This window comes from Arthrobacter sp. CJL-S3 (genome assembly GCF_056711635.1).
In genome coordinates, this window is the sequence record NZ_CM160046.1 from 2,103,509 (window position 1) to 2,126,767 (window position 23,259).

General features: G+C 68.2%; 20 protein-coding genes. 17 read left to right on the forward strand and 3 right to left on the reverse strand.

Annotated features, from left to right (window positions below):
* Positions 1-16: 16 nt before the first annotated feature.
* The 17 genes from AC06G6_RS09510 to AC06G6_RS09590 all read left to right on the forward strand — a co-directional run bounded on the left by AC06G6_RS09510 (position 17) and on the right by AC06G6_RS09590 (position 19,909).
* The gene (locus AC06G6_RS09510) at positions 17-796 is read left to right on the forward strand and encodes a trans-aconitate 2-methyltransferase (RefSeq protein WP_479828443.1); all 780 of its coding nucleotides are present in this window, start codon (positions 17-19) and stop codon (positions 794-796) included.
* A gap of 146 nt (positions 797-942) precedes the next feature.
* Positions 943-2,670: an ABC transporter ATP-binding protein gene (locus AC06G6_RS09515; protein ID WP_479828444.1), complete on the forward strand. Its 1,728-nt coding sequence runs from the start codon at positions 943-945 to the stop codon at positions 2,668-2,670.
* A 236-nt stretch (positions 2,671-2,906) separates the two neighbouring features.
* Positions 2,907-4,688: an ABC transporter ATP-binding protein gene (locus AC06G6_RS09520; RefSeq protein ID WP_479828614.1), complete on the forward strand. Its 1,782-nt coding sequence runs from the start codon at positions 2,907-2,909 to the stop codon at positions 4,686-4,688.
* Entirely contained in the window at positions 4,685-5,077 is a 393-nt protein-coding gene (locus tag AC06G6_RS09525; protein WP_479828445.1) for a GntR family transcriptional regulator, read from the forward strand. The genes AC06G6_RS09520 and AC06G6_RS09525 overlap by 4 nt, the downstream gene beginning before the upstream one ends.
* Positions 5,078-5,166: 89 nt before the next feature.
* A complete protein-coding gene (uvrA, locus tag AC06G6_RS09530) occupies positions 5,167-8,154 on the forward strand; it encodes an excinuclease ABC subunit UvrA (protein ID WP_479828446.1) in 2,988 nt (995 codons plus the stop codon).
* 122 nt (positions 8,155-8,276) lie between these two features.
* Positions 8,277-9,053: an HAD hydrolase-like protein gene (locus AC06G6_RS09535; RefSeq protein WP_479828447.1), complete on the forward strand. Its 777-nt coding sequence runs from the start codon at positions 8,277-8,279 to the stop codon at positions 9,051-9,053.
* Entirely contained in the window at positions 9,040-9,708 is a 669-nt protein-coding gene (locus AC06G6_RS09540; protein ID WP_307464018.1) for a lysophospholipid acyltransferase family protein, read from the forward strand. Before AC06G6_RS09535 ends, AC06G6_RS09540 begins: the two co-directional genes overlap by 14 nt.
* A 92-nt stretch (positions 9,709-9,800) precedes the next feature.
* A complete protein-coding gene (uvrC, locus tag AC06G6_RS09545; protein WP_479828448.1) occupies positions 9,801-11,831 on the forward strand; it encodes an excinuclease ABC subunit UvrC in 2,031 nt (676 codons plus the stop codon).
* Positions 11,832-11,952: 121 nt separating this feature from the next.
* Positions 11,953-12,876 carry an RNase adapter RapZ gene (gene rapZ, locus AC06G6_RS09550; protein ID WP_479828449.1) on the forward strand — a complete coding sequence of 308 codons (924 nt, stop codon included), beginning with the start codon at positions 11,953-11,955 and terminating at the stop codon, positions 12,874-12,876.
* On the forward strand, positions 12,876-13,895 hold the full coding sequence (locus tag AC06G6_RS09555; RefSeq protein WP_479828450.1) for a gluconeogenesis factor YvcK family protein: 1,020 nt from the start codon (positions 12,876-12,878) through the stop codon (positions 13,893-13,895). The genes rapZ and AC06G6_RS09555 overlap by 1 nt, the downstream gene beginning before the upstream one ends.
* Positions 13,896-13,905: 10 nt before the next feature.
* Positions 13,906-14,886, forward strand: a complete 981-nt coding sequence (whiA, locus tag AC06G6_RS09560) for a DNA-binding protein WhiA (RefSeq protein ID WP_066438143.1) — start codon at positions 13,906-13,908, stop codon at positions 14,884-14,886.
* Positions 14,887-15,058: 172 nt separating this feature from the next.
* Entirely contained in the window at positions 15,059-15,682 is a 624-nt protein-coding gene (locus AC06G6_RS09565; protein ID WP_282379198.1) for a superoxide dismutase, read from the forward strand.
* A gap of 281 nt (positions 15,683-15,963) precedes the next feature.
* Positions 15,964-16,974: a type I glyceraldehyde-3-phosphate dehydrogenase gene (gap, locus tag AC06G6_RS09570; RefSeq protein WP_354170520.1), complete on the forward strand. Its 1,011-nt coding sequence runs from the start codon at positions 15,964-15,966 to the stop codon at positions 16,972-16,974.
* Positions 16,975-16,984: 10 nt separating this feature from the next.
* Positions 16,985-18,211 carry a phosphoglycerate kinase gene (locus tag AC06G6_RS09575; protein WP_479828451.1) on the forward strand — a complete coding sequence of 409 codons (1,227 nt, stop codon included), beginning with the start codon at positions 16,985-16,987 and terminating at the stop codon, positions 18,209-18,211.
* Positions 18,212-18,291: 80 nt separating this feature from the next.
* Complete coding sequence (tpiA, locus tag AC06G6_RS09580; RefSeq protein WP_479828452.1) at positions 18,292-19,107, forward strand: triose-phosphate isomerase; 816 nt, start codon at positions 18,292-18,294, stop codon at positions 19,105-19,107.
* 49 nt (positions 19,108-19,156) lie between these two features.
* Positions 19,157-19,411 carry a preprotein translocase subunit SecG gene (gene secG, locus AC06G6_RS09585; RefSeq protein ID WP_307464003.1) on the forward strand — a complete coding sequence of 85 codons (255 nt, stop codon included), beginning with the start codon at positions 19,157-19,159 and terminating at the stop codon, positions 19,409-19,411.
* Positions 19,412-19,528: 117 nt separating this feature from the next.
* On the forward strand, positions 19,529-19,909 hold the full coding sequence (locus AC06G6_RS09590; protein WP_307464002.1) for an RNA polymerase-binding protein RbpA: 381 nt from the start codon (positions 19,529-19,531) through the stop codon (positions 19,907-19,909).
* Positions 19,910-19,945: 36 nt separating this feature from the next.
* On the opposite strand, the gene pgl is transcribed toward AC06G6_RS09590, so the two are convergent.
* The 3 genes from pgl to zwf are packed head-to-tail and all read right to left on the reverse strand — an operon-like array spanning position 19,946 to position 23,254.
* Positions 19,946-20,752, reverse strand: coding sequence for a 6-phosphogluconolactonase (gene pgl / locus AC06G6_RS09595; protein ID WP_479828453.1), 807 nt, complete (start codon positions 20,750-20,752; stop codon positions 19,946-19,948).
* Positions 20,742-21,683, reverse strand: coding sequence for a glucose-6-phosphate dehydrogenase assembly protein OpcA (locus AC06G6_RS09600; protein ID WP_479828454.1), 942 nt, complete (start codon positions 21,681-21,683; stop codon positions 20,742-20,744). The genes pgl and AC06G6_RS09600 overlap by 11 nt, the downstream gene beginning before the upstream one ends.
* The gene (gene zwf, locus AC06G6_RS09605; RefSeq protein ID WP_479828455.1) at positions 21,680-23,254 is read right to left on the reverse strand and encodes a glucose-6-phosphate dehydrogenase; all 1,575 of its coding nucleotides are present in this window, start codon (positions 23,252-23,254) and stop codon (positions 21,680-21,682) included. The genes AC06G6_RS09600 and zwf overlap by 4 nt, the downstream gene beginning before the upstream one ends.
* Between the last annotated feature and the right edge of the window lie 5 nt (positions 23,255-23,259).

The following is a 23,259-nucleotide window of genomic DNA, read 5'->3' on the forward strand; positions in this document are numbered from 1 at the left end:
GTGACTGGAGGAAGCAGTGAAATGGGATCCCGCCAAGTACGTGCAGTTCGGGGACTACCGGGACAGGCCGTACTTTGACCTGACGGCCCGGGTCCATGCGGACGCTCCCCGTTCCGTCGTCGACCTCGGCTGCGGTCCCGGGAACCTGACGGCCACCCTCGCCGAGCGCTGGCCCCTGGCCCGGGTCTCCGGCCTGGACTCCTCGGCGGAAATGCTGGCCCAGGCTGCCGGCCTCGTGCAACGGCTGCCCAACCTCTCCTTCGGCGCGGCAGACATCGCCGGCTGGATGCCCGCCGCGGACACGGACGTCGTCGTCACCAACGCCGCGCTGCAGTGGGTTCCCGGCCACCGGGACATGCTGCCCCGCTGGCTCGCGGCGCTCCGCCCCGGCGCCTGGTTCGCGCTGCAGGTCCCCGGAAACTTCAATTCGCCCTCGCACACGCTGATGCGCGGGCTGGCGGAGTCCGCGGCGTGGGCGGGACGGCTCGCCGGGGTCCTGCGCCACGTTGACGTGGTGGGCGAGCCGGACGACTACCTGGCCATCATGCTCGACGCCGGCTGCGACGCGGATGCGTGGGAGACGACGTACTACCAGCTCCTCCCGGGAGCGAACCCCGTCCTGGAGTGGGTCCGCGGCACGGGACTCCGGCCCGTGCTCGCGGCGCTGTCCGCCGCTGACGCCCGTGAGTTCGAAGCCGAATACTCGGCGTTGCTGGCGGAGGCCTACCCGGCCGGGCCGCACGGCACCGTGTTCCCGTTCCGGCGGATCTTCGCCGTGGCCCGGAAGCGGGCCTGATCCGCGGCCGGGTTCCGGACCGGCAGACAGGCCGGACAGCGTATGACAACGGAGCAGTGTGTGAGAGTGCTTACAATGTCGAGGCAGCGTGGGGGCGGCTGCCTTGGTCGATCCGATCCGTGCCCTGACGTAGCGATGGAGGTTCGGTGCTTATTGGTCTGACGGGCCGGCTGTTGGCCGCCCACAAGGGGACCGTGCTGGCCATCGTGGTCCTGCAGCTCGTGCAGACGACCGCGAACCTCCTCCTGCCTACCCTCAACGCGGCCATCATCGACGACGGGATCGTCGGCGGCGACATCCCGGAGATCCTGAACCTGGGTTCCTGGATGGCCGCGATCGCCTGTGTGCAGGTGGCGGCGGCGATCGCGGCCGGGTATCTCGGCGCCGTCGTGGCGATGGAGCTCGGCCGGAAACTGCGCGAAGAACTGTTTGCCAAGGTGCAGTCCATGTCCTCCCAGGAAGTCGGCGCGTTCGGCGCCGCCAGCCTGGTCACCAGGGCCACGAACGATGTCGCGCAGATCCAGAACCTCATGGTCCTCGTGTTCACCATGCTGGTCGCGGCGCCCGCCATCTTCATCGGCGGCATCGTGCTGGCCGTGCACCAGGACATTGCCCTGTCCGGCATCGTCGTCGCGGTCATCCCGGTGCTCGCCGTCATTATGGTCCTCATCGTGCGCCGCCTGGTCCCGCTCTACCGCCAGGGCCAGGAACTCATCGACCGGATCAGCCGGGTGCTGCGCGAGCAGATCATCGGTGCCAACGTCATCCGGGGCTTTGTCCGCCAGGGGCACGAGATGGGGCGCTTCGACGGGGCCAACCGGGACCTGACCCGGAACAACCTGCGTTCGGCGCTGCTCGTCGCGGGAATGATGCCGCTGATCATGGTCGTGGTCAATCTGTCCTCGGTCGGTGTGGTCTGGTTCGGCGGGCACCGGATCCAGTCCGGTGACATGCGGCTGGGCGCACTGACGGCGTTCATCGCCTATATCCTGCAGATCCTGATCGCGATCATGATGGCGATGTACGTCTTCATGACGGCACCCCGCGCGGCTGCCTGCGCCGAACGGATCCAGGCGGTGCTGGACACGGCGCCGGCGATCACGGACGGCCCGGGCGGGTCGGCGCCCGAGGGCCATGCCGTGGAGTTCAGCGACGTGTCCTTCGCGTACCCGGGCGCCGAGGCCCCGGTCCTGGACGGCGTCAGCTTCACGGCTGCTCCCGGGGCCGTGACGGCGGTCATCGGCGCCACCGGCAGCGGCAAGACCACCCTGCTGAACCTGCTGCCCAGGTTCCTGGAGGCCACCGGCGGGCACATCAGCATCGGCGGTTGCGATGTCCGCGCCCTGCCCCTGGCGGCGCTGCGGAACCTGGTCGCCGTCGTTCCCCAGCACTCGTATTTGTTCTCCGGAACGCTCTCCGGGAACCTGAGGATGGCGGCGCCCTCGGCGACGGACAAGGATCTCTGGCAGGTGTTGGACGCCGCGCAGGCCGCGGAGTTTGTCCGGGAGCTGCCGCTGGGCCTGGAGTCACCGGTGAGCCAGGGCGGCACGAATTTTTCCGGCGGTCAGCGGCAGCGGCTGTGCATCGCGCGCGCGCTGCTCCGCCGGGCTCCCGTGTACGTGTTCGACGACAGCTTTTCGGCGCTGGACTACGGCACCGACTACCGGCTCCGCGAGGCGATGGCACCGCTGCTGCGCACGGCCACCGTCCTGATCGTCGCCGAACGGGTCGCCACGATCGTGGACGCCGGACTGATCCTGGTCCTCGAAGACGGCCGGGTCGTGGCGCAGGGGACACATCACCAGCTGATGGAGTCCTCGCCGAGCTACCGGGAGATCGCAGCGTCGCAACTGGTGCTGGAGGAAACCCTGTGACCCGTGAACCGGCGCTCGACGCCGGGACCGACGCGCCCACCGACGCACCCACCGACGCCCCGACCGACGCACCCACGGCCCGCGGCACCCGGGACCAGCCCCCGGTGGACCAGCCCTCCGGCGGCGGCAACGCATCCCTCCCGGTTGTTTCCCCTGAGGACGCCGGGACAGGCGGCCGGTTCCGCTGGCGCACGGCCGGACGGCTGCTCGGGCTGCTGCGGCCATCGAAATGGCGGATGGCCGGCGTCATCGCCGCCACCTGCGCCTTTGTGGCGCTCAATGTGGCGGCACCGAAACTCCTGGGCGACGCCACCGACGTCGTCGTCGAGGGCGTGGTCGGCGGATCCTTCGACCAGGGGAAACTGGGCGGCCTGCTGGCAGCGGTCTCCGTCATGTATCTGGGGGCTTCCGTCTTCAGCTGGATCCAGGGAACCCTGACGGCCGTGGCGGTGCAGCGGCTGGGCTACGGGCTGCGAGCCTCGGTGGAGGAGAAACTCCACGTCCTGCCGTCCAGCCATTTCGACGAGCAACACCGCGGGGACGTGCTGAGCCGCGCCACGAACGACGTCGACAACATCGCCCAGGCCCTCAACCAGCTCCTCAACCAGCTGATCCTGTCGCTGCTGATGCTCACCGGTGCCCTGGCCATGATGCTGTGGCTCTCCCCGGTCCTGGCCGTGATCGCGCTGGTCTCCGTCCCGGTGTCCACCCTCCTCACCATCCTGGTGGCCCGCAAATCCCAGGCCCACTTCACCGAGCAGTGGGGGAGCACGGGCGAGCTGAACGCACAGCTCGAGGAGTTCTTCACCGGCCACGAGGTCCTCAAGGCCTTCGGACGGCAGGAGGCGGCCGCGGCCAGCTTCAAGGACGGCAACGACAAGTTGTGCCGCGCCAGTGCCCGCGCCCAGTACGTCTCCGGCGTCGTGCAGCCCCTCATGGTCCTGGTGTCCAACCTCAACTACGTCGCGGTCGCCGTCGTCGGCGCGCTCCAGGTCCTGTCCGGCGCCCTGACCATCGGCGGCCTCCAGGCCTTCTTCCAGTTCAGCCGGCTCTTCAGCCAGCCGATGGGGCAGATCGGCGGCATGCTGACGCTCATGCAGTCCTGCCTCGTGTCGGCCGGGCGGGTCTTTGAGCTCCTCGACGCACCGGAGATCCCGCCGGAACCTGCCCCGCGTCCGGCGGCGGGGACCGCCGGGGCCTCCGCCGCGGCGGCCGTCGGGCCTGCCGGCGGCGGGGTGCCGGCGTCCGCTGCCGCCGGCCGGGTCACGTTTGAGCGTGTCACCTTCGGCTACCGCCCCGGCTCGCCCGTCGTCCGGGACCTGTCCTTTACAGTGGAGCCGGGGCAGACCGTGGCAATCGTGGGGCATACCGGCGCCGGCAAGACCACTGTGGTGAACCTCCTGATGCGGTTCTACGAACTGGATTCCGGCCGGATCACGGTCGACGGGGCGGACATCGCCGCGCTGCCGCGGGATGAACTGCGGGCCAATTTCGGCACGGTGCTGCAGGACACCTGGCTGTTCACCGGCACCATCCGGGACAACATCGAGTACGGCCGCCCCGGCGCGGGCGACGCCGACATTGTGGCCGCGGCGCAGGCCAGCCACGTGGACCAGTTCGTCCGGGCCCTGCCCGGCGGCTACGCCACGATGCTCGGCAACGACGGCGACTCGCTGAGCCGCGGCCAGCGCCAGCTGATCTCGATCGCCAGGGCACAACTGGCCGGGCGCAGCATCCTGGTCCTCGACGAGGCCACCAGCTCAGTGGACAGCCGCACCGAGGCGCAGATCCGGCAGGCCATGCGGCGGCTCCGGCAGGGACGCACCAGCTTCGTGATTGCCCACCGCTTGTCCACCGTCCGGGACGCTGATCTAATTCTCGTCATGGACCAAGGACAGATCGTTGAACAGGGCACCCACCGGCAACTCATGGCCAGGGGCGGGCTGTACCTGAATCTGTACGAGGCGCAGTTCGCCCGCCGCGAACACCGCACCCCCGCCCAGGAGCCCGGACAGTGACCCCCACCGGGACATCCATCACACCATTCCCCGGTGCCTGGCGGCCCAACCCGGGCAGCTCCGTCCCGCTGTTCGAACAGCTCCGGCTCAACATTATTGAACGGGCGGACAACGGCACCCTGGCGCCCGGAACCAAGCTTCCCGCCGTGCGGAGCCTGGCCGGGGAACTGGGCGTCGCGCCGCACACCGTGGCCCGCGCCTACAAGGAACTGGAGGCGGCCGGCGTCGTGCTGACCAGGGGCCGGAACGGCACCGTGGTGTGCGCCCGGGACGAGGCCTGGAGCTCCCTCTCCGCAGCCGCCGGCGAGTTCGCCGCCGCAGCAAAGGCCCAGGGCGCCAGCTTCGCCGAGGCCGTGCAGCTGCTCGCCGCCGCCTACGACCGCGAGTAGCGCACCATTAACACAGCGGGCGGCCTGACCCGCCCGGCGGCACGGCCGGAAATGGAAATTCGAAGAAGTTTTCGATTAGCATTGGTAGCGTGCCTAAAGCCGTAGCTGAAGATCCAGCCGTTGATTCCCCGCCCTCCGCAGTCCGTGAGAGCCCAGTTCCGATGGACTCCGCTCCGGTGAGTCCGGTCAAACCGGGCCGCGCGGAGGAATCCCGCCCCGCGGTGAAGCGCCCGGACATGTCCCGGCTCATTGTCAAGGGAGCGCGCGAGCACAACCTGCGCAACGTCGACCTGGACCTGCCCCGCGACTCCATGATCGTCTTCACCGGGCTCTCCGGGTCGGGCAAATCGTCCCTGGCCTTCGACACGATCTTCGCCGAGGGCCAGCGCCGCTACGTCGAATCCCTGTCCGCGTACGCCCGGCAGTTCCTCGGCCAGGTGGACAAGCCCGACGTCGACTTCATCGAGGGCCTCTCGCCCGCGGTGTCCATCGACCAGAAGTCCACCAGCAAGAACCCCCGCTCCACCGTGGGCACCATCACCGAGATCTACGACTACATGCGCCTGCTGTGGGCCCGTGTCGGCCGGCCGTACTGCCCCGTGTGCGGGGAGCTCGTCGCGAAGCAGACCCCGCAGCAGATCGTTGACCAGCTGCTGGAACTGCCGGAGGGCACCCGCTTCCAGGTCCTGGCACCGGTGGTCCGCGGCCGCAAGGGCGAATTCGTCGAACTGTTCAAGGAACTCACCGCGAAGGGCTACTCGCGGGCGCGGGTCGATGACAAGCTCATCCAGCTGAGCGAACCCCCCAAGCTGGGCAAGCAGTTCAAGCACACCATCGAAGTGGTCGTGGACCGCCTCGTCGTCAAGGAGGGCATCAGGCAGCGGCTCACCGACTCGGTGGAAACCGCGCTCGGCCTGGCCGAGGGGCGGATCCTGGCCGAATTCGTCGACCTTGAAGCTGACGACCCGGAGCGGATCCGGGCGTTCTCCGAACACCTCGCCTGCCCCAACGAACACCCCCTCGCGATCGACGAGATCGAGCCCCGCTCGTTCTCCTTCAACAACCCCTTCGGCGCCTGCTCGGCCTGCAGCGGCATCGGCACGAAGCTGGAAGTCGATGAGGAACTCATCATCCCGAACGGGGAACTGTCCCTCGCGGAAGGGGCCATCGCCCCGTGGTCCCTCGGCACCGCCACGACCGAGTACTGGAACCGGCTGCTCGGCGGCCTCGCCAAGGAACTCGGTTTCTCGATGACGACCCCGTGGGACAAGCTCTCCGAGGACGCCCGCCAGACCGTGCTGCACGGCAAGGACCACAAAGTCGTGGTGCAGTACCGCAACCGCTTCGGCCGGGAACGCAAATACAGCACCGGCTTCGAGGGCGTCATCCAGTACGTCCACCGCAAGCACCTCGAAACGGACTCGGACTCTGCCCGCGACCGGTACGAGGAATACATGCGGCAGATCCCGTGCCCGGCCTGCAACGGCGCGCGCCTGAACCCGGCGTCGCTCTCTGTGCTGATCAACGGCAAGTCCATCGCCGCGGTCGCCGCCCTGCCGATGCGCGAATGCGCCCACTTCCTGGACAACCTCGTCCTCACCGGCCGCGAAGCCCAGATCGCGAACCAGGTCCTCAAGGAGATCCAGGCCCGCCTGACGTTTCTGCTCGACGTCGGCCTGGAGTACCTGAACCTGGAGCGCCCGTCCGGCACCCTGTCCGGCGGCGAAGCCCAGCGCATCCGGCTGGCCACCCAGATCGGTTCCGGCCTCGTGGGCGTGCTCTACGTCCTGGACGAGCCGTCCATCGGCCTGCACCAGCGGGACAACCGCCGCCTGATCGAAACCCTCACCCGGCTCCGGGACCTCGGCAACACCCTGATCGTGGTGGAACACGACGAGGACACCATCCAGGAAGCCGACTGGGTGGTGGACATCGGACCGGGAGCCGGCGAACACGGCGGCATGGTGGTGCACTCCGGCTCCTACAAGGAGCTGCTCGAGAACACCGAATCGCTTACCGGCGACTACCTCTCCGGCCGGAAAAAGATTGAGATCCCCAAGAAGCGCCGCAAGTACGACAAGAAGCGCGAACTCAAGGTCGTCGGCGCCAAGGAGAACAACCTCCTGAACGTGGACGCCACGTTCCCGCTGGGCCTGTTCACCGCGGTGACCGGCGTCAGCGGCTCCGGCAAGTCCACCCTGGTCAACGAGATCCTCTACAAGGTCCTGGCCAACAAGCTCAACGGCGCCAAACAGGTGGCAGGGCGGCACAAGTCCATCCAGGGCCTGGAGCACCTCGACAAGGTCGTCCACGTCGACCAGAGCCCGATCGGCCGGACCCCGCGGTCCAACCCGGCGACCTACACGGGTGTCTTTGACAACATCCGCAAACTCTTCGCCGAGACCACCGAAGCCAAGGTCCGCGGCTACCTGCCGGGCCGGTTCTCCTTCAACGTCAAGGGCGGCCGCTGCGAGGCGTGCTCCGGCGACGGCACACTGAAGATCGAAATGAACTTCCTGCCGGACGTCTACGTGCCCTGCGAGGTGTGCCACGGTGCCCGGTACAACCGCGAAACCCTGGAAGTCCACTACAAGGGCAAAACGATCGCCGATGTCCTGAACATGCCGATCGAGGAAGGCGCGGAGTTCTTCGCTGCCTTCTCGCCGATCGCCCGGCACCTCAGGACCCTCGTCGACGTCGGACTCGGCTACGTCCGGCTGGGCCAGCCCGCCACGACGCTCTCCGGCGGCGAGGCGCAGCGCGTCAAGCTCGCCGCGGAGCTGCAGAAGCGCTCCAACGGGCGCAGCATCTACGTGCTGGACGAACCCACCACGGGCCTGCACTTCGAGGACATCCGGAAGCTGCTCCTGGTCCTCCAGGGTCTCGTGGAAAAAGGCAACACGGTCATTACGATCGAGCACAACCTCGACGTCATCAAGAGCGCGGACTGGATCGTGGACCTGGGCCCCGACGGCGGGTCCGGCGGCGGCCGGATTGTCGCCTCCGGAACCCCGGAACAGGTGGCCAAGTCCACGGAAAGCCACACGGCGGCCTTCCTCGCCGAAATCCTGGCCTGACGGGGGCACGGCGCCGGAGCGTCCACGGAGTTGCCGCGGAGGCACCGGCCCGCCGCCACAGATACATTCCCGCCGGGGCATGTGAGTTTCTGGCATCCGTGCTCTCGTGAGAAACTAAGCCGGTGACGCAAACAACAGTGCCCGTAATCTTCGACCTGGACGGCACTCTTGTCGATCCGGCCGGAGGGATAACGGACGGAATCGCAGCGGCCCTCACCGAGCTTGGACTCGGGATTCCCGATAAGGCCCTGATGGATGCCATGATCGGCCCGAAACTCAGCCATTCCCTCACGGACATCGCCGGGGTTCCCGCAGAACGGCTGGACGACGCCATTCGGATTTACCGCGCGCATTACCGCGCCACCGGCATCGGCCAGAGCCTGCTGTACCCGGGAATCCGGGCGCTGCTGGAATCCTTCGTCGAGGCGGGCCGGCCCATCGCCGTCGCTACCCAGAAACCCGAAGGCATCGCCCGGACCGTCCTGGAGCACCACGGCATCGCCGCGCTGTTCCACACCATCCGCGGCTCGGCCGCCGACGAGGCGGCAGCGGTCGGGGTGCCGTCCGGGAAGGCGGCGATCGTGGCCGCGGCACTGGCGGACCTGGCCAACGACCACGGCGTGGACACCCGGAATGCCGTGATGGTGGGGGACCGGGCGCAGGACGTGGCCGGGGCGGCTGCCAATGGAATCGACTGCATCGGCGTAGGCTGGGGCTTCGCTCCGGACGGCGAACTCGACGCGGCCGGCGCGGTGGAGATCGTGCACAGCAGCGCGGCCCTCCACGAGACCATTGCCCGGCGGGATCCGGGGCGGGCTGCCGCCGTGATCCCGAAGGCAGTGACCGCTGACCCGATGACCGACGCCGCAGACGAGGTGCACACCGATGGCAATGTTTGATGCAATCCGCTGGACCACGCGGGGACTGGTGACCTCGACGTGCCGGCCCACGGTCATCGGACTCGAAAACGTGCCCAAGGAGGGCCCGTTCATCGTGGCCCCCAACCACTTGTCCTTCCTGGACAGCGTCATCGTCCAGGCCCTTATGCCCCGCCCCGTGGCCTTCTTCGCCAAAGCGGAATATTTCACCACCGGCGGGGTCAAGGGCAAGGTGATGAAGTCCTTCTTCGAGGCTGTCGGCTCCATCCCGGTGGAACGCGGCGAACAGGCCGCCAGTGTCCAGGCGCTTAAAACGCTGCTGGCAATCCTCGACTCCGGCAAGGGCGTCGGCATCTACCCGGAGGGAACACGCTCCCGCGACGGCATCCTCTACCGCGGCCGCACCGGCGTCGGCTGGCTTGCCCTGACCACGGGCGCCCCGGTGATCCCGGTCGGACTGATCGGCACCGAGCACCTCCAGCCCGCGGACAGCAAGTCGGTCAAGCCGCAGCACTTCACCATGAAAGTCGGTGCACCGCTGTACTTCGACAAGACCGGTCCGGACCACTCCCTGCCCGCCCGCCGGCAGGCCACCGACCGCATCATGGACGCGATCGCGGAACTCAGCGGCCAGGAACGCTCCACGAGCTACAACCAGAGCAAGTCCGTTGATTAAATAGGAGACTGGCAGGGCCCTGACCCGCACGGCCAGGCCCCGTCCTGGCCTGCCCGTCCGGGGAACGGCCTCAGGCTCAGTAGACTTGAACTGTGGCAGATCCAGCGACTTACCGACCCCAGACGGGTGAGATTCCGACCAATCCGGGCGTGTACCGCTTCCGCGACCCGCACGGCCGGGTCATCTATGTCGGCAAGGCCAAGAACCTCCGTGCGCGGCTGAACTCCTACTTCGCCAACCCGGCCGGGCTGCTCCCCAAAACCTACGCGATGGTCCATGCGGCCAGCAGCGTCGAGTGGACCGTCGTCGGCAGCGAGCTCGAGTCGCTGCAGCTCGAATACACCTGGATCAAGGAATTCAAGCCCCGGTTCAACGTGATGTTCCGGGACGACAAAAGCTACCCCTACCTGGCCGTCTCCATGGCGGAGAAGTTCCCCCGCGTCCAGGTCCTGCGCGGCGAACGCCGCAAGGGCACCCGCTACTTCGGCCCCTATACCGCCGGTGCGATCCGCGACACGATGGACACCCTGCTGCGTGTCTTCCCCGTCCGCAGCTGCAGCCCCGGCGTCCTGAAACGGGCCCAAGCCAGCGGCAGGCCCTGCCTGCTCGGTTACATCGACAAGTGCGCGGCCCCCTGCGTCGGCCGCATCTCCGCCGAGGACCACCGCGCCCTGGCCGAGGACTTCTGCACCTTCATGGGCGGCGAGGCCAAGCCGTTCGTCACGCGGCTGGAAAAGGACATGGCCGCCGCCGTGGCGGAACTGGACTACGAGCGGGCCGCGCGGATCCGCGACGACATTGTCGCGCTCAAGAAGGTGTTCGAGCGCAACGCCGTCGTCCTCGCCGAGGGCACCGACGCCGATGTCTTTGCCCTGCACGAGGATGAACTCGAAGCCGCCGTGCAGGTCTTCCACGTCCGCGGCGGCCGGATCCGCGGCCAGCGCGGCTGGGTCGTCGAAAAGGTCGAGGACTCCACCACGCCCGACCTTGTTGAGCACCTGCTCCAGCAGGTGTACGGCGAGGAGGCCGGCCTGCAGGGCAGGCTGCCCCGCGAGGTCCTCGTCCCGACGGAGCCCAGCAACGCCGCCGAATTGGCGCAGTGGCTCAGCGGGCTGCGCGGGGCGAGGGTCGATGTCCGCGTGCCGCAGCGCGGGGACAAGGCCGCCCTGCTGTCCACCGTCCGGGAAAATGCCGAGCACGCCCTCAAGCTGCACAAATCCCGCCGCGCCGGCGATCTGACCCTGCGGTCCCAGGCGCTGCAGGAACTGCAGGAGGCCCTCGAACTGCCGGTCGCGCTGATGCGAATCGAATGCTTCGACATCTCGCACGTCCAGGGCACCAATGTGGTCGGGTCCATGGTGGTGGTCGAGGACGGGCTGCCGAAGAAGTCCGAGTACCGGAAGTTCTCCGTCACCGGCGCCGCCGCCACGGACGACACCGCGGCCATGCATGACGTCCTGACCCGGCGGTTCCGGAACTACCTCCAGGAGAAGACCGCACTGGCGGACGCCGCCCGGCAGCCGGGCCATCAGGCCCTGCTCAACGCCACGGCCGACGCCGCCGTCGCGGCTCCCTCCGCGGTGGCCGTCGCCGACACAACGACCCCCGCGCCGCGGACCAGGTTCGCCTACCCGCCCAACCTCGTGGTGGTCGACGGCGGCAAGCCGCAGGTCAACGCGGCCGCCCGCGCCCTGGCCGAACTGGGCATCGACGATGTCTACGTCGTCGGGCTCGCCAAACGGCTCGAGGAGGTCTGGCTGCCGGACAGCGACTTCCCGGTGATCCTGCCGCGCGCCTCGGCCGGGCTGTACCTGCTGCAGCGCGTCCGCGACGAGGCCCACCGCTTCGCGATTTCCTTCCACCGGCAGAAGCGCGGCAAGGCGATGACCGTGTCCGCGCTCGACGGCGTGCCCGGCCTCGGCGAGTCCAAGCGCAAGGCCCTGCTCGCCCAGTTCGGCTCGGTCAAGAGCATCAGGACGGCCAGCGTCGAGGAACTCACCGGCGCCAAGGGGATCGGCCCGTCGCTGGCTGCGGCGATCGTCCGGCACTTCAGCGACGACGACGGCGGTTCCGCCACCGTCCCCGCCATCAACATGACCACCGGCGAAATCCTGGAAACTTAGCTAGCCCCGGCAAACTTAGCTAGGGTAGGGACTTGGGAAACGGCGCGCTGCGGTTCATCGCACCGCGGGCCGCGCCCGGCAGAAATCGCGAACAACAGCACAGCAGAACGGGGCTTCACTGATGGCAGAGTCGACGGCAGGATCCGGAACGGAGCCGGACGGCATGACGCCGGTCAAACCCGTCGAGGCCGAACTGCTCGTGGTGACGGGCATGTCGGGAGCCGGCCGGAGCACTGCCGCGGACGCGTTGGAGGACCACGGCTGGTACGTCGTGGAAAACCTCCCCCCGCAGATGCTCGGCACGCTCGCGGAAATCGTGTCCCACGCGCCGGGTTCCATTTCCAAGCTCGCGGTCGTGATGGACGTGCGCAGCAAGGAGCTGTTCGCTGACATCCGCACCGCCCTGCGCAACCTGGAAGCCAGCGGCGTCGGGTTCCGGGTGCTGTTCCTCGACGCGAACGACGACGTCCTCGTCCGCCGCTTCGAGCAGGGCCGGCGCCCCCACCCGCTGCAGGGCGGCGGCAGGATCCTGGAAGGCATCGCCGCCGAACGCGAACTGCTGCACGAACTCCGCACCTCCGCCGACATCGTGCTGGACACCTCCACCCTGAACGTCCACGGCCTCGCCACCGCGATCACCGAACTGTTCAGCGAAACCGGGCCCGTGGCCCTCCGCCTGAACGTGATGAGCTTCGGCTTCAAATACGGGCTCCCTGTCGACGCCAACTTCGTCGCCGACGCCCGCTTCATCCCCAACCCGCACTGGGTGCCGGCGCTGCGCCCGCACACCGGGCTGGACCCGGACGTTAGCGACTACGTGCTGGAGGCTCAGGGCGTCAGCAACTTCGTGGAACGCTATGTGCTGGCCCTCGAACCGGTCCTCGACGGCTACCGCCGGGAGAACAAGCACTACGCCACCATCGCCGTCGGCTGCACCGGCGGCAAGCACCGCTCCGTGGCCGTCGCGGTCGAGCTGTCCCGCCGGCTCGCGCAGTACCCGCGGGTCACCGTGACCACCACCCACCGGGACCTGGGCCGCGAATAATGGCGCTGCTTACCGGGCCACTGCCGCTCGTCCCTCCGGCCAGCGCCGCCTTCGCCAGCCAGCAGGACAAGGGTCCCTCCGTCGTGGCGCTCGGCGGCGGCCACGGCCTTGCCGCCTCGCTGTCCGCGCTGCGCCTGCTCACGTCCGAGCTGACCGCCGTCGTCACCGTCGCGGACGACGGCGGGTCCTCGGGCAGGCTGCGCGAGGAGTACGGCGTCCTGCCGCCCGGCGACCTCCGGATGGCGCTGTCGGCGCTCTGTGACGACACCGACTGGGGCCGCACGTGGCGCGACGTCATGCAGCACCGCTTCGCGCCCGGCAAGGGCCGCGGCGGTTCCCTCGATGAACACGCCATGGGCAACCTCCTGATCGTGACCCTGTGGGAGCTCCTGGGCGACACCGTGGCGGGCCTCAAATGGGCCGGCGCGCTGCTGGGCGCCCGCGGGGAGGTCCTGCCGATGTCCAGTGTCCCGCTGACCATCGAGGGACAGGTCCGGGTCACCGCGCCGGACGGCAGCCAGGCGCTGCAGACCCTGACCGGCCAGGCGAAGTGCGCCGTCGCCGGGTCGCTGGAACGCGTCCGGCTGCTGCCGGAGAACGCCCCCGCCTGCATCGAGGCGCTCACCGCGATCGAACTGGCCGACTGGGTCATCCTGGGCCCCGGCTCCTGGTACACCTCCGTGCTCCCGCATTTGCTGCTGCCGGAAATGCGCGATGCCCTCTGCAGCACGGCCGCCCGCCGGTGCCTCACCATGAACCTCGCCACGGACACCAAGGAAACCCTCGGCATGTCCGCCGCCGACCATTTGCGGGTGCTCCGGGACTACGCCCCGGACTTCACGATCGACGTCGTCCTGGCCGATCCGGCCTCCGTGACGGACCGCGCCGATTTCGAACGGGCGGCCGGGATGCTCGGCGCGGAGGTGGTGTTGGGTAAAGTGGGGGCGTCGAGCCGCCGGCCGATCCACGACCCGCTGCGTCTGGCAACGGCGTACCACGACATTTTCGGGAACAGGTAGGAAAAGTGCCATGGCACTGACAGCATCAGTCAAGGAAGAACTTTCCCGGCTGGACATCAAGAAGTCCTCGGTCCGCAAGGCTGAAGTGTCCGCCATGCTTCGCTTCGCCGGCGGACTCCACATCATCTCCGGCCGGATCGTGATCGAGGCCGAAGTGGACCTCGCCTCGACCGCGCGGCGGCTGCGCGCCGCCATCGCCGAGGTTTACGGGCACCAGAGCGAGATCATTGTCGTCTCCGGCGGCGGGCTGCGCCGCGGCAGCCGCTACGTCGTCCGGGTGGTGCGCGACGGCGAGGCCCTCGCGCGCCAGACAGGCCTGCTGGACGCCAGGGGCCGCCCGGTCCGGGGGCTGCCCTCGGTTGTGGTGAACGGATCCGCCGCCGACGCCGAGGCCGTCTGGCGCGGCGCCTTCCTGGCCCACGGCTCCCTCACCGAACCCGGCCGGTCCTCCGCCATGGAGGTCACCTGCCCCGGCCCCGAATCGGCCCTGGCCCTCGTGGGCGCGGCCCGCCGGCTGGGCATCCAGGCCAAGGCCCGCGAGGTCAGGGGAGTGGACCGCGTCGTGATCCGCGACGGCGACACGATCGCGGCGCTGCTGACCCGGATGGGCGCCCACGACGCGCTGATGGTGTGGGAGGAACGGCGGATGCGCAAGGAAGTCCGGGCCACCGCCAACCGACTCGCCAACTTCGACGACGCCAACCTGCGGCGGTCGGCGCAGGCTGCAGTCGCAGCAGGCGCCCGCGTGGACCGTGCCCTGGAGATCCTCGGCGACGACGTCCCGGACCACCTGAAGTACGCCGGTGAACTCCGCGTGGCGCACAAACAGGCCAGCCTCGACGAACTCGGCCGGCTCGCGGACCCCGTCATGACCAAGGACGCCATCGCCGGACGGATCCGCCGCCTGCTGGCCATGGCGGACAAACGCGCCCAGGACCTCGGCATCCCCGGCACGGAAGCCAATGTGACGCCGGAAATGCTCGACGAGTAGCCTCACCGGAGAAACATCTGCAGAATCGGATCGGGCCGGCGGGAATACCTCAGCGAGACCGGAGGCTATGCCCACTGGATTCCGATCCAGAGACTTCCGGGTGCCACAACATCCGGATGCACAATCCGAGAGTTACCCAACGGACAACCAGTCCACGACATTGGAGGATTTTGTGACCGAGTACGTACTGCCCGAACTCAGCTATGACTACGCAGCGCTGGAGCCCCACATTTCCGCGCGGATCATGGAGCTGCACCACAGCAAGCACCACGCCGCCTACGTGGCCGGCGCCAACAACGCCCTCGCCCAGCTGGCCGAGGCACGCGACAAGGGCGACTTCGCCAACATCAACCGCCTCTCCAAGGACCTCGCGTTCCACACCGGCGGCCACATCAACCACTCGGTGTTCTGGAACAACCTCTCCCCGGACGGCGGCGACAAGCCCGAGGGTGAGCTGGCAGCCGCGATCGACGACGCGTTCGGCTCCTTCGACGCGTTCCGCGCCCAGTTCAGCGCCGCGGCGCTGGGCCTGCAGGGATCCGGCTGGGGCTTCCTGGCCTACGAGCCCATCGGCGGCAACCTTGTCATCGAGCAGCTCTACGACCAGCAGGGCAACGTCGCACTCGGCACCACCCCGCTGCTGATGCTGGACATGTGGGAGCACGCCTTCTACCTGGACTACGTCAACGTCAAGGCCGATTACGTCAAGGCCTTCTGGAACATCGTGAACTGGGCCGACGTCGCCAAGCGCTTTGACGCCGCCCGCAAGAACGCCACCGGGCTGATCACGCTCTAACACGCCGTGACCTAATCCGTGTGACGGAGTTCACGCGCCTGTAACAAACTTCACAATTCGGGCCGGTTGGCTCAAATCGTGGACGGCCTGCCCCCGCACTTGCGGGGGCAGGCCAAGTTAAACGTAAGATGGGTCACGGAAGGCGGTTAGCCTTCAGCAATGTGGCTGGTCGCCCTCCGATCTGTTAATCATCTCTGCCCAATGGCGTGCGGGATCTGTTAGTTGGCTTGAGCGCCTTCTCAACTAGTCGTGCTTGCAAAAGCACCAAGGAGACTGAAAACGTGACCACCCGTATTGGTATTAACGGCTTCGGCCGTATTGGCCGCAACTACTTCCGCGCCGCACTTGCCCAGGGGGCAGACCTCGAGATCGTGGCCGTGAACGACCTCACCAGCCCGGAAGCCCTGGCCCACCTCTTCAAGTACGACTCCGTGGGCGGCCGCCTGCAGGAGACGATCGAGGTCAAGGACGGCAACATCGTCGTCGACGGCAAGACCGTCAAGGTCCTCGCCGAGCGCGATCCGGCCAAGCTGCCCTGGGGCGAGCTCGGCGTTGACATTGTGATCGAATCGACCGGTTTCTTCACCAAGGCCGCCGACGCGCAGAAGCACATCGACGCCGGCGCCAAGAAGGTCCTGATCTCCGCCCCCGCCTCGGACGAGGACATCACGATCGTGATGGGCGTCAACGACGGGCTCTACGACCCCGCCGCGCACCACATCATCTCCAACGCCTCCTGCACCACCAACTGCCTCGGCCCGCTGGCCAAGGTGGTCAACGACGCCTTCGGCATCGAGCGCGGCCTGATGACCACCATCCACGCCTACACCGCCGACCAGAACCTGCAGGACGGCCCGCACAAGGACCTCCGCCGCGCCCGCGCCGCCGCCATCAACATGGTCCCCACCTCCACGGGTGCAGCCAAGGCAATCGGCCTGGTCCTGCCGGAACTCAAGGGCAAGCTCGACGGCTACGCCATCCGCGTTCCCGTTCCGACCGGCTCCGCCACTGACCTGACCGTCGTCGTCTCCCGCGAAACCACCGTCGAGGAAGTCAACGCAGCCCTCAAGGCCGCCTCCGAGACCCCGGAACTCAAGGGCCTGCTGACCTACACCGACGAACCGATCGTCTCCTCGGACATCGTCGGCGATCCGGCGTCCTCCATCTTCGACTCCGGCCTGACCAAGGTGATCGGCAACCAGGTCAAGGTTGTTTCCTGGTATGACAACGAATGGGGCTACTCCAACCGCCTCGTGGACCTCACGGAGCTCGTCGCAGCCAAGCTGGGCTAGGGTAAGACTCATGACATTCCACACCCTCAACGAACTGATCGCTGATGGTGTCCGCGGGCGGTACGTTCTGGTCAGAAGTGACCTGAACGTGCCGCTCGACGGCTCTACAGTGACTGACGACGGCCGTATCAAGGCCTCCCTGCCAGTGCTGGCGAAGCTCACGGACGCCGGTGCCCGCGTGCTGGTCACAGCACACCTTGGCCGCCCCAAGGGCGCACCCGAGGACAAGTACTCGCTCAAGCCCGCCGCGGCGCGGCTGGCCGAGCTTGCCGGCTTCAAGGTTTCCCTGGCGGAGGACACCGTCGGGGAGTCCGCCAAGGCATCCGCCGCGGCGCTGCAGGACGGCGAAGCCCTGATCCTCGAAAATGTCCGCTTCGACGCCCGCGAGACGTCCAAGGACGACGCCGAACGCGGCGCGTTCGCGGACGAGCTGGTGGCCCTCACCGGTGCCAACGGCGCCTTCGTGGACGATGCCTTCGGCGCCGTGCACCGCAAGCATGCCAGCGTGTACGACGTCGCCACCCGGCTGCCGTCCTACCAGGGCGACCTGGTCCGCACCGAGGTCGAGGTGCTGCGCAAGCTCACCACGGACACGCAGCGCCCCTACGTCGTCGTGCTGGGCGGTTCCAAGGTCTCGGACAAGCTCGCCGTGATCGACAACCTGATCGGGAAGGCTGACACCATCCTGGTCGGCGGCGGCATGCTGTTCACCTTCCTCGCCGCCGCGGGCCACAAGGTGGCCGGCAGCCTGCTGGAAGAGGACCAGATCCCGGTCGTGCAGGACTACCTCAAGCGCGCCGCGGACGCCGGCACCGAGTTCGTGGTTCCCACCGACGTCGTCGTGGCCAGCAAGTTCGCCGCCGACGCCGACCACGAGACTGTGCGGGCCGACGCGATTGAAGGCAGCAGCTTCGGAGCCCAGGGCATCGGCCTGGACATCGGACCGGAATCAGCGGCAGCCTTCGCCGAAAGGATCAAGGGCGCCAGGACGGTGTTCTGGAACGGCCCCATGGGCGTGTTCGAGTTCGCGGCCTTCGCCGCGGGCACCCGGGCCATCGCCCAGGCGCTGACCGAGACCGGGGCGTTCACCGTGGTCGGCGGCGGCGATTCCGCCGCCGCAGTCCGGACCCTCGGATTCGCCGACGACCAGTTCGGTCACATCTCCACCGGCGGCGGCGCCAGCCTCGAGTACCTTGAAGGCAAGGAACTCCCCGGCCTGAGCGTCCTGGACCGCTAGACCCTCCAGCCGGCAGGACGCCCATCCCAGGACGGGCGCCCTGCCGGCTGTTCCACTGCTACGACCTTTTGGGAGACCACGTGACTACTTCAACCAACGGCACCTTCGACCGCACGCCCTTCATCGCGGGCAACTGGAAGATGAACATGGACCACGTCCAGGGCATCACCCTCCTGCAGAAACTGGCCTGGACCCTGTCCGACGCCAAGCACGACTACAGCCGGGTGGAGGTCGCCGTATTCCCGCCGTTCACCGACCTCCGCGGCGTCCAGACCCTGGTCCAGGGCGACGAGTTGAAGATTGTCTACGGCGGCCAGGATCTCTCCCCGGCCGACTCCGGCGCCTACACGGGCGACATCTCCGGGCAGTTCCTCGCCAAGCTCGGCTGCAGCTACGTCCTCGTCGGCCACAGCGAACGCCGGACCATCCACCACGAGTCGGACGAGGTGCTGAACGCCAAGACCAAGGCCGCCTTCCGTCACGGCATCACCCCGGTGCTCTGCGTCGGTGAAGGTCTGGAAATCCGGCAGGCCGGAACACACGTCGATCACACGCTTGCGCAGCTCCGCGCCGGCGTCGAGGGCCTCACCCCCGAGCAGGCCGCCGAACTCGTCGTCGCCTACGAGCCGGTCTGGGCCATCGGCACCGGTGAAGTTGCCGGGCCGGACGACGCCCAGGAAATGTGCGCCGCCATCCGCGCCGAGCTCGCCACGCTCTTCGGCGCGGACGTCGCCGCCAAGACCCGGCTGCTCTACGGCGGCTCGGTCAAGGCCAACAACGCCGCCTCGATCCTCAAGGAACGCGACGTGGACGGACTGCTGGTCGGCGGTGCCAGCCTGGACGCCGCCGAGTTTGCTAATATTGTCAGGTTCGAGAGTCACCTGCTGACGGATTAGTCCGGACACCGTAGTGGCCCCCGCAATCCAAATCTTCTGAAAGGCCGTCGTGGACGTTCTTCATGTCATTCTGCAGGTCCTCCTGGGCATCACCAGCCTCCTGCTGACCCTGCTCATCCTGCTCCACAAGGGTCGTGGTGGCGGTCTGTCCGACATGTTCGGCGGCGGCATGAGCTCCGGCCTTAGCTCCTCCGGGGTGGCCGAGCGGAACCTGAACCGCTTCACGGTCATTCTTGGTATCACGTGGGGCCTCGTGATCGTCGGCCTCGGCCTGATCATGCGGTTCAGCGGCGGCGACTCCTAAGTCCCCACCGAAAAACTTCATAGGGGGTCCTTTTGGCCCTGCTCTACATCGGGAACTCCGAACTACACTGTGGCAGACTGCACGAGCATTCCGTCCCCAAGTAGCCAGGAGTTCCCGATGCTGCATTCCGCCTCCGGATTCCGGGGCATCCGCGTAGGAGCCACCGAAGGGGCCTCGCCCCGCCACGAACCGCTCGACGGCTCCGCCGTCCGCACACCCCGCATCCGCGTCAGCTACCGCTGCGCCAAAGGCCACGAAACGCCGCTCGTCTTCGCCCAGCTGCCCGACGACCAGATCCCCGGGGTCTGGGACTGCCGCCGCTGCGGCGGGACCGCCACCCGGGACGAGGCGCAGTTCGCGCTCGAGGAAGTTCCGGTGGAAGGCTTCAAGAGCCACCTGGAATACGTTAAAGAGCGGCGCTCCAGCCAGGACGCCGAAGACGTGCTGGCCGGAGCGCTCGAGAGACTGCGGGCCAGCCGCGCGCTCCCGGAGGGATAGCGCAGAGGGATAGCGCAGCGGCGCAGCCCTGCCGGGCTAACTCTTCCGGACCAGCTGCGCCGGGACCCGGGCGGCCGCGTTTTCGTCGATCAGCCAGAGGGTTTCGTTCCGGCCCCGCGGGCCGGCCGCCGGTACCTGCACCGGGTTGGCGCCCGCAAGGGCCAGCCCCACGGCGCCGGCCTTGTCCTCACCGGCGACGACCATCCAGATTTCCGAGGCCGTGTTGATGGCGGGCAGCGTCAGGGACACCCGCAGCGGCGGCGGCTTGGGGGAGTTGCGGACGCCCACCACGGAAAGTTCCTTCTCCCGGATGCCGGCCTGTTCGGGGAAGAGCGACGCAACGTGTGCGTCCGGCCCCACCCCCAGCAGGACGATGTCGAAGCGGGGGAGCGCTGACGGGTGTTCCGGCCGGTCATCGGACATGTCCGCGGCGTGTTCGGCGGCCGCCGCCTCGCCGAGCCGGCGGGCGTAGTCCGCGGCCGCCTCCTCCGGCGTGTCGAACTCGTTGGTGGACCCGGGCACGTGGATCCTTGCCGGGTCCGCGTTGATGCGCGAGAGCAGCGCCTCGTGGGCCTGGTAGGCGTTGCGTTCGGGGTCGTCGGCGGCGACGAAGCGCTCATCGCCCCACCAGAAATTGACCTTGGACCAGTCGACGGCGGGGGATGCCGGCGACTCGGCCACGGCCTTGAGCGAACCGATGCCCATCGACCCGCCGGTAAGCACCACCGTCGCCTCACCGTGTTTGTCCTGGATGTCCACCAGCTTGGTGATCAGGCGCGCCGCGATGGCTGCCATCAGGACGGACGAGTCGGGATGGATGCTTACTCTGGGGTCAGCGCTCACTGGGACGGACACTCCTTAGGTTGGTACGTGGCAGTCCAATAGTAATCACTTCACCGAAGACTTCGTCCGGGTCGAGTCGGCGCAGCTCTTCGGCGAGGCAGTCCTTAAGGCTGCGGCGCGGCAGCGAGATGCGCTGCACCGGCTGCCCGGGCTGGCTCAGTTCCGCCACGGTGAGGCCGGGCCGGAACAGCTGCACGTCCCCGGCGGCGCGGGTGAGCCGCACCCGCCGGATCCCGGTGCCGGCCGGGTCCGCGACGATCGTGACCGGCGCGTCCAGGGCCAGGGTGAGCCAGGCGGCCAGCAGGATGGTGCTGGGGGAGTCCGAGGCGCCTTCGACGGCGACCGCCGTCACCGGGGATCCGTTCACCTGGTCCAGGACTGCGGCCAGCTGGATCCGCCAGTTGGTCAGGCGGGTCCAGGCCAGGTCGGTGTCGCCGGCCTTGTAGGTGCGGCGGATGTTCTCCAGGGCGCGCTGCGGGTCGTTCTCGTTGGCCGAGTCCGTGATCCGGCGGTGCGCGATCCGGCCGATGGAGGTCTCGCAGGCGTTCTTCGGCGCGCCGTGCGGCCACCAGGCCACGATAGGCGCGTCCGGCAGCAGCAGGGCCGCGACGAGCGATTCGCTTTCCTCCGCGAGCTCACCGTAGCCGCGCAGCAGGATGACCTCGGAGGCTCCGGCGTCGCCGCCCACCCGGATCTGCGCATCGAGCCGGGTCGGGGCCTTGGCGCCGGCGTCGGCGAGGACGATGATCCGGCACGGGTGTTCCCGGCTGGCCTCGTTGGCGGCCTCGATGGCCTCCTCTTCCAGCCCGGACTTGGTGACGACCACGAGGGTCAGCACCCGGCCCAGGGCGATCACGCCGCCCTGCTCGCGCAGCGCCATGATCTTCTTGGAAATCTTGGAGGTGGTGGTGTCGGGAAGATCTACGATCATGGCCTTCTCCAGGTTCGTCCGTCGCGGGCAAGGAGCTCGTCGGCGGAGGGGGGTCCCCAGCTTCCGGGGGCGTAGGGTTCGGGCTGCTCGGCCAGGGACGCCCAGTAGTCCTCGAACGGGTCCAGGATCTTCCAGGACAGTTCGACTTCCGCGTGGCGCGGGAACAGCGGCGGCTCGCCGAGCAGCACATCAAGGATGAGCCGTTCGTAGGCCTCCGGGCTGGACTCCGTGAAGGAGTGGCCGTAGCCGAAGTCCATGGTGACGTCGCGGACCTCCATCTGGGTGCCCGGGACCTTGGACCCGAAGCGGATGGTGGCGCCCTCGTCGGGCTGGACCCGGATCACGACGGCGTTCTGGCCGAAGTCATCCTCGCCGTGGTCGGTGAAGAGCAGGTTGGGGGCGCGTTTGAGGACGACGGCGATCTCGGTCACCCGGCGCCCCAGCCGCTTGCCGGCGCGCAGGTAGAACGGAACCCCGGACCAGCGGCGGGTGTTGATATCGACCCGGATCGCGGCGAACGTCTCGGTGGTGGAGTCGGCGGGGATGCCGTCTTCCTCGAGGTAGCCGACGACTTTTTCGCCGCCCTGCCAGCCGCCGGTGAACTGCCCGCGCGCCGAGTGGGTGGAGAGGTCCTCGGGGAGCCGGACGGCGGCGAGGACCTTTTCCTTCTCCGCGCGCAGGTCATCGGCGTTGAAGGAAATCGGTTCCTCCATCGCGGTCAGCGCCAGGAGCTGGAGCAGGTGGTTCTGGATGACGTCGCGGGCCGCGCCGACGCCGTCGTAATAGCCCGCCCGGCCGCCGGTGCCGATGTCCTCGGCCATGGTGATCTGGACGTGGTCCACGTAGTTCGCGTTCCAGAGCGGCTCGAAGAGCTGGTTGGCGAAGCGCAGCGCCAGGATGTTCTGCACCGTCTCCTTGCCCAGGTAATGATCGATCCGGAAGACCGCGTCCGGCGGGAAGACCGACTCGACGATGTCGTTGAGCTGCCGGGCCGACTCGAGGTCGTGCCCGAACGGCTTCTCGATCACCACGCGCCGCCACTTGTCCCCCTCGGCCTGGGCCAGGCCGTGCTTGGAGAGCTGCCGGCAGACGAGTTCGAACGCGTTCGGCGGGATGGAAAGGTAGAACGCGTGGTTGCCGCGCGTCCCCCGCTGCTCATCGAGTTCGTCGATCGTTTCGGACAGCCGCTTGAAGGCGTCGTCGTCGTCGAACTCGCCCTGCACGAAACGGATGCCCTTCGCGAGCTGCTCCCACACCGTCTCATCGAACGGGGTGCGGGCGTAGGCCTTCACCGCGTCCTTGACCTCGGAGGCGAAATCCTCGTTGTCCCATTGACGCCGGGCGAAGCCCACCAGGGCGAAGCTGGGCGGGAGCAGGCCGCGGTTGGCCAGGTCGTAAACGGCCGGCATGAGCTTCTTGCGTGCGAGGTCCCCCGTGACCCCGAACAGGACCAGCGACGACGGTCCGGCAATACGGTTCAGGCGGCGGTCCCGCGGGTCGCGGAGCGGGTTGCCGGCACGCCTTCCCGAACGAGTCGCGGAACTGCGGCCGTCATTGTGTTTGTCTGGCATGGTTG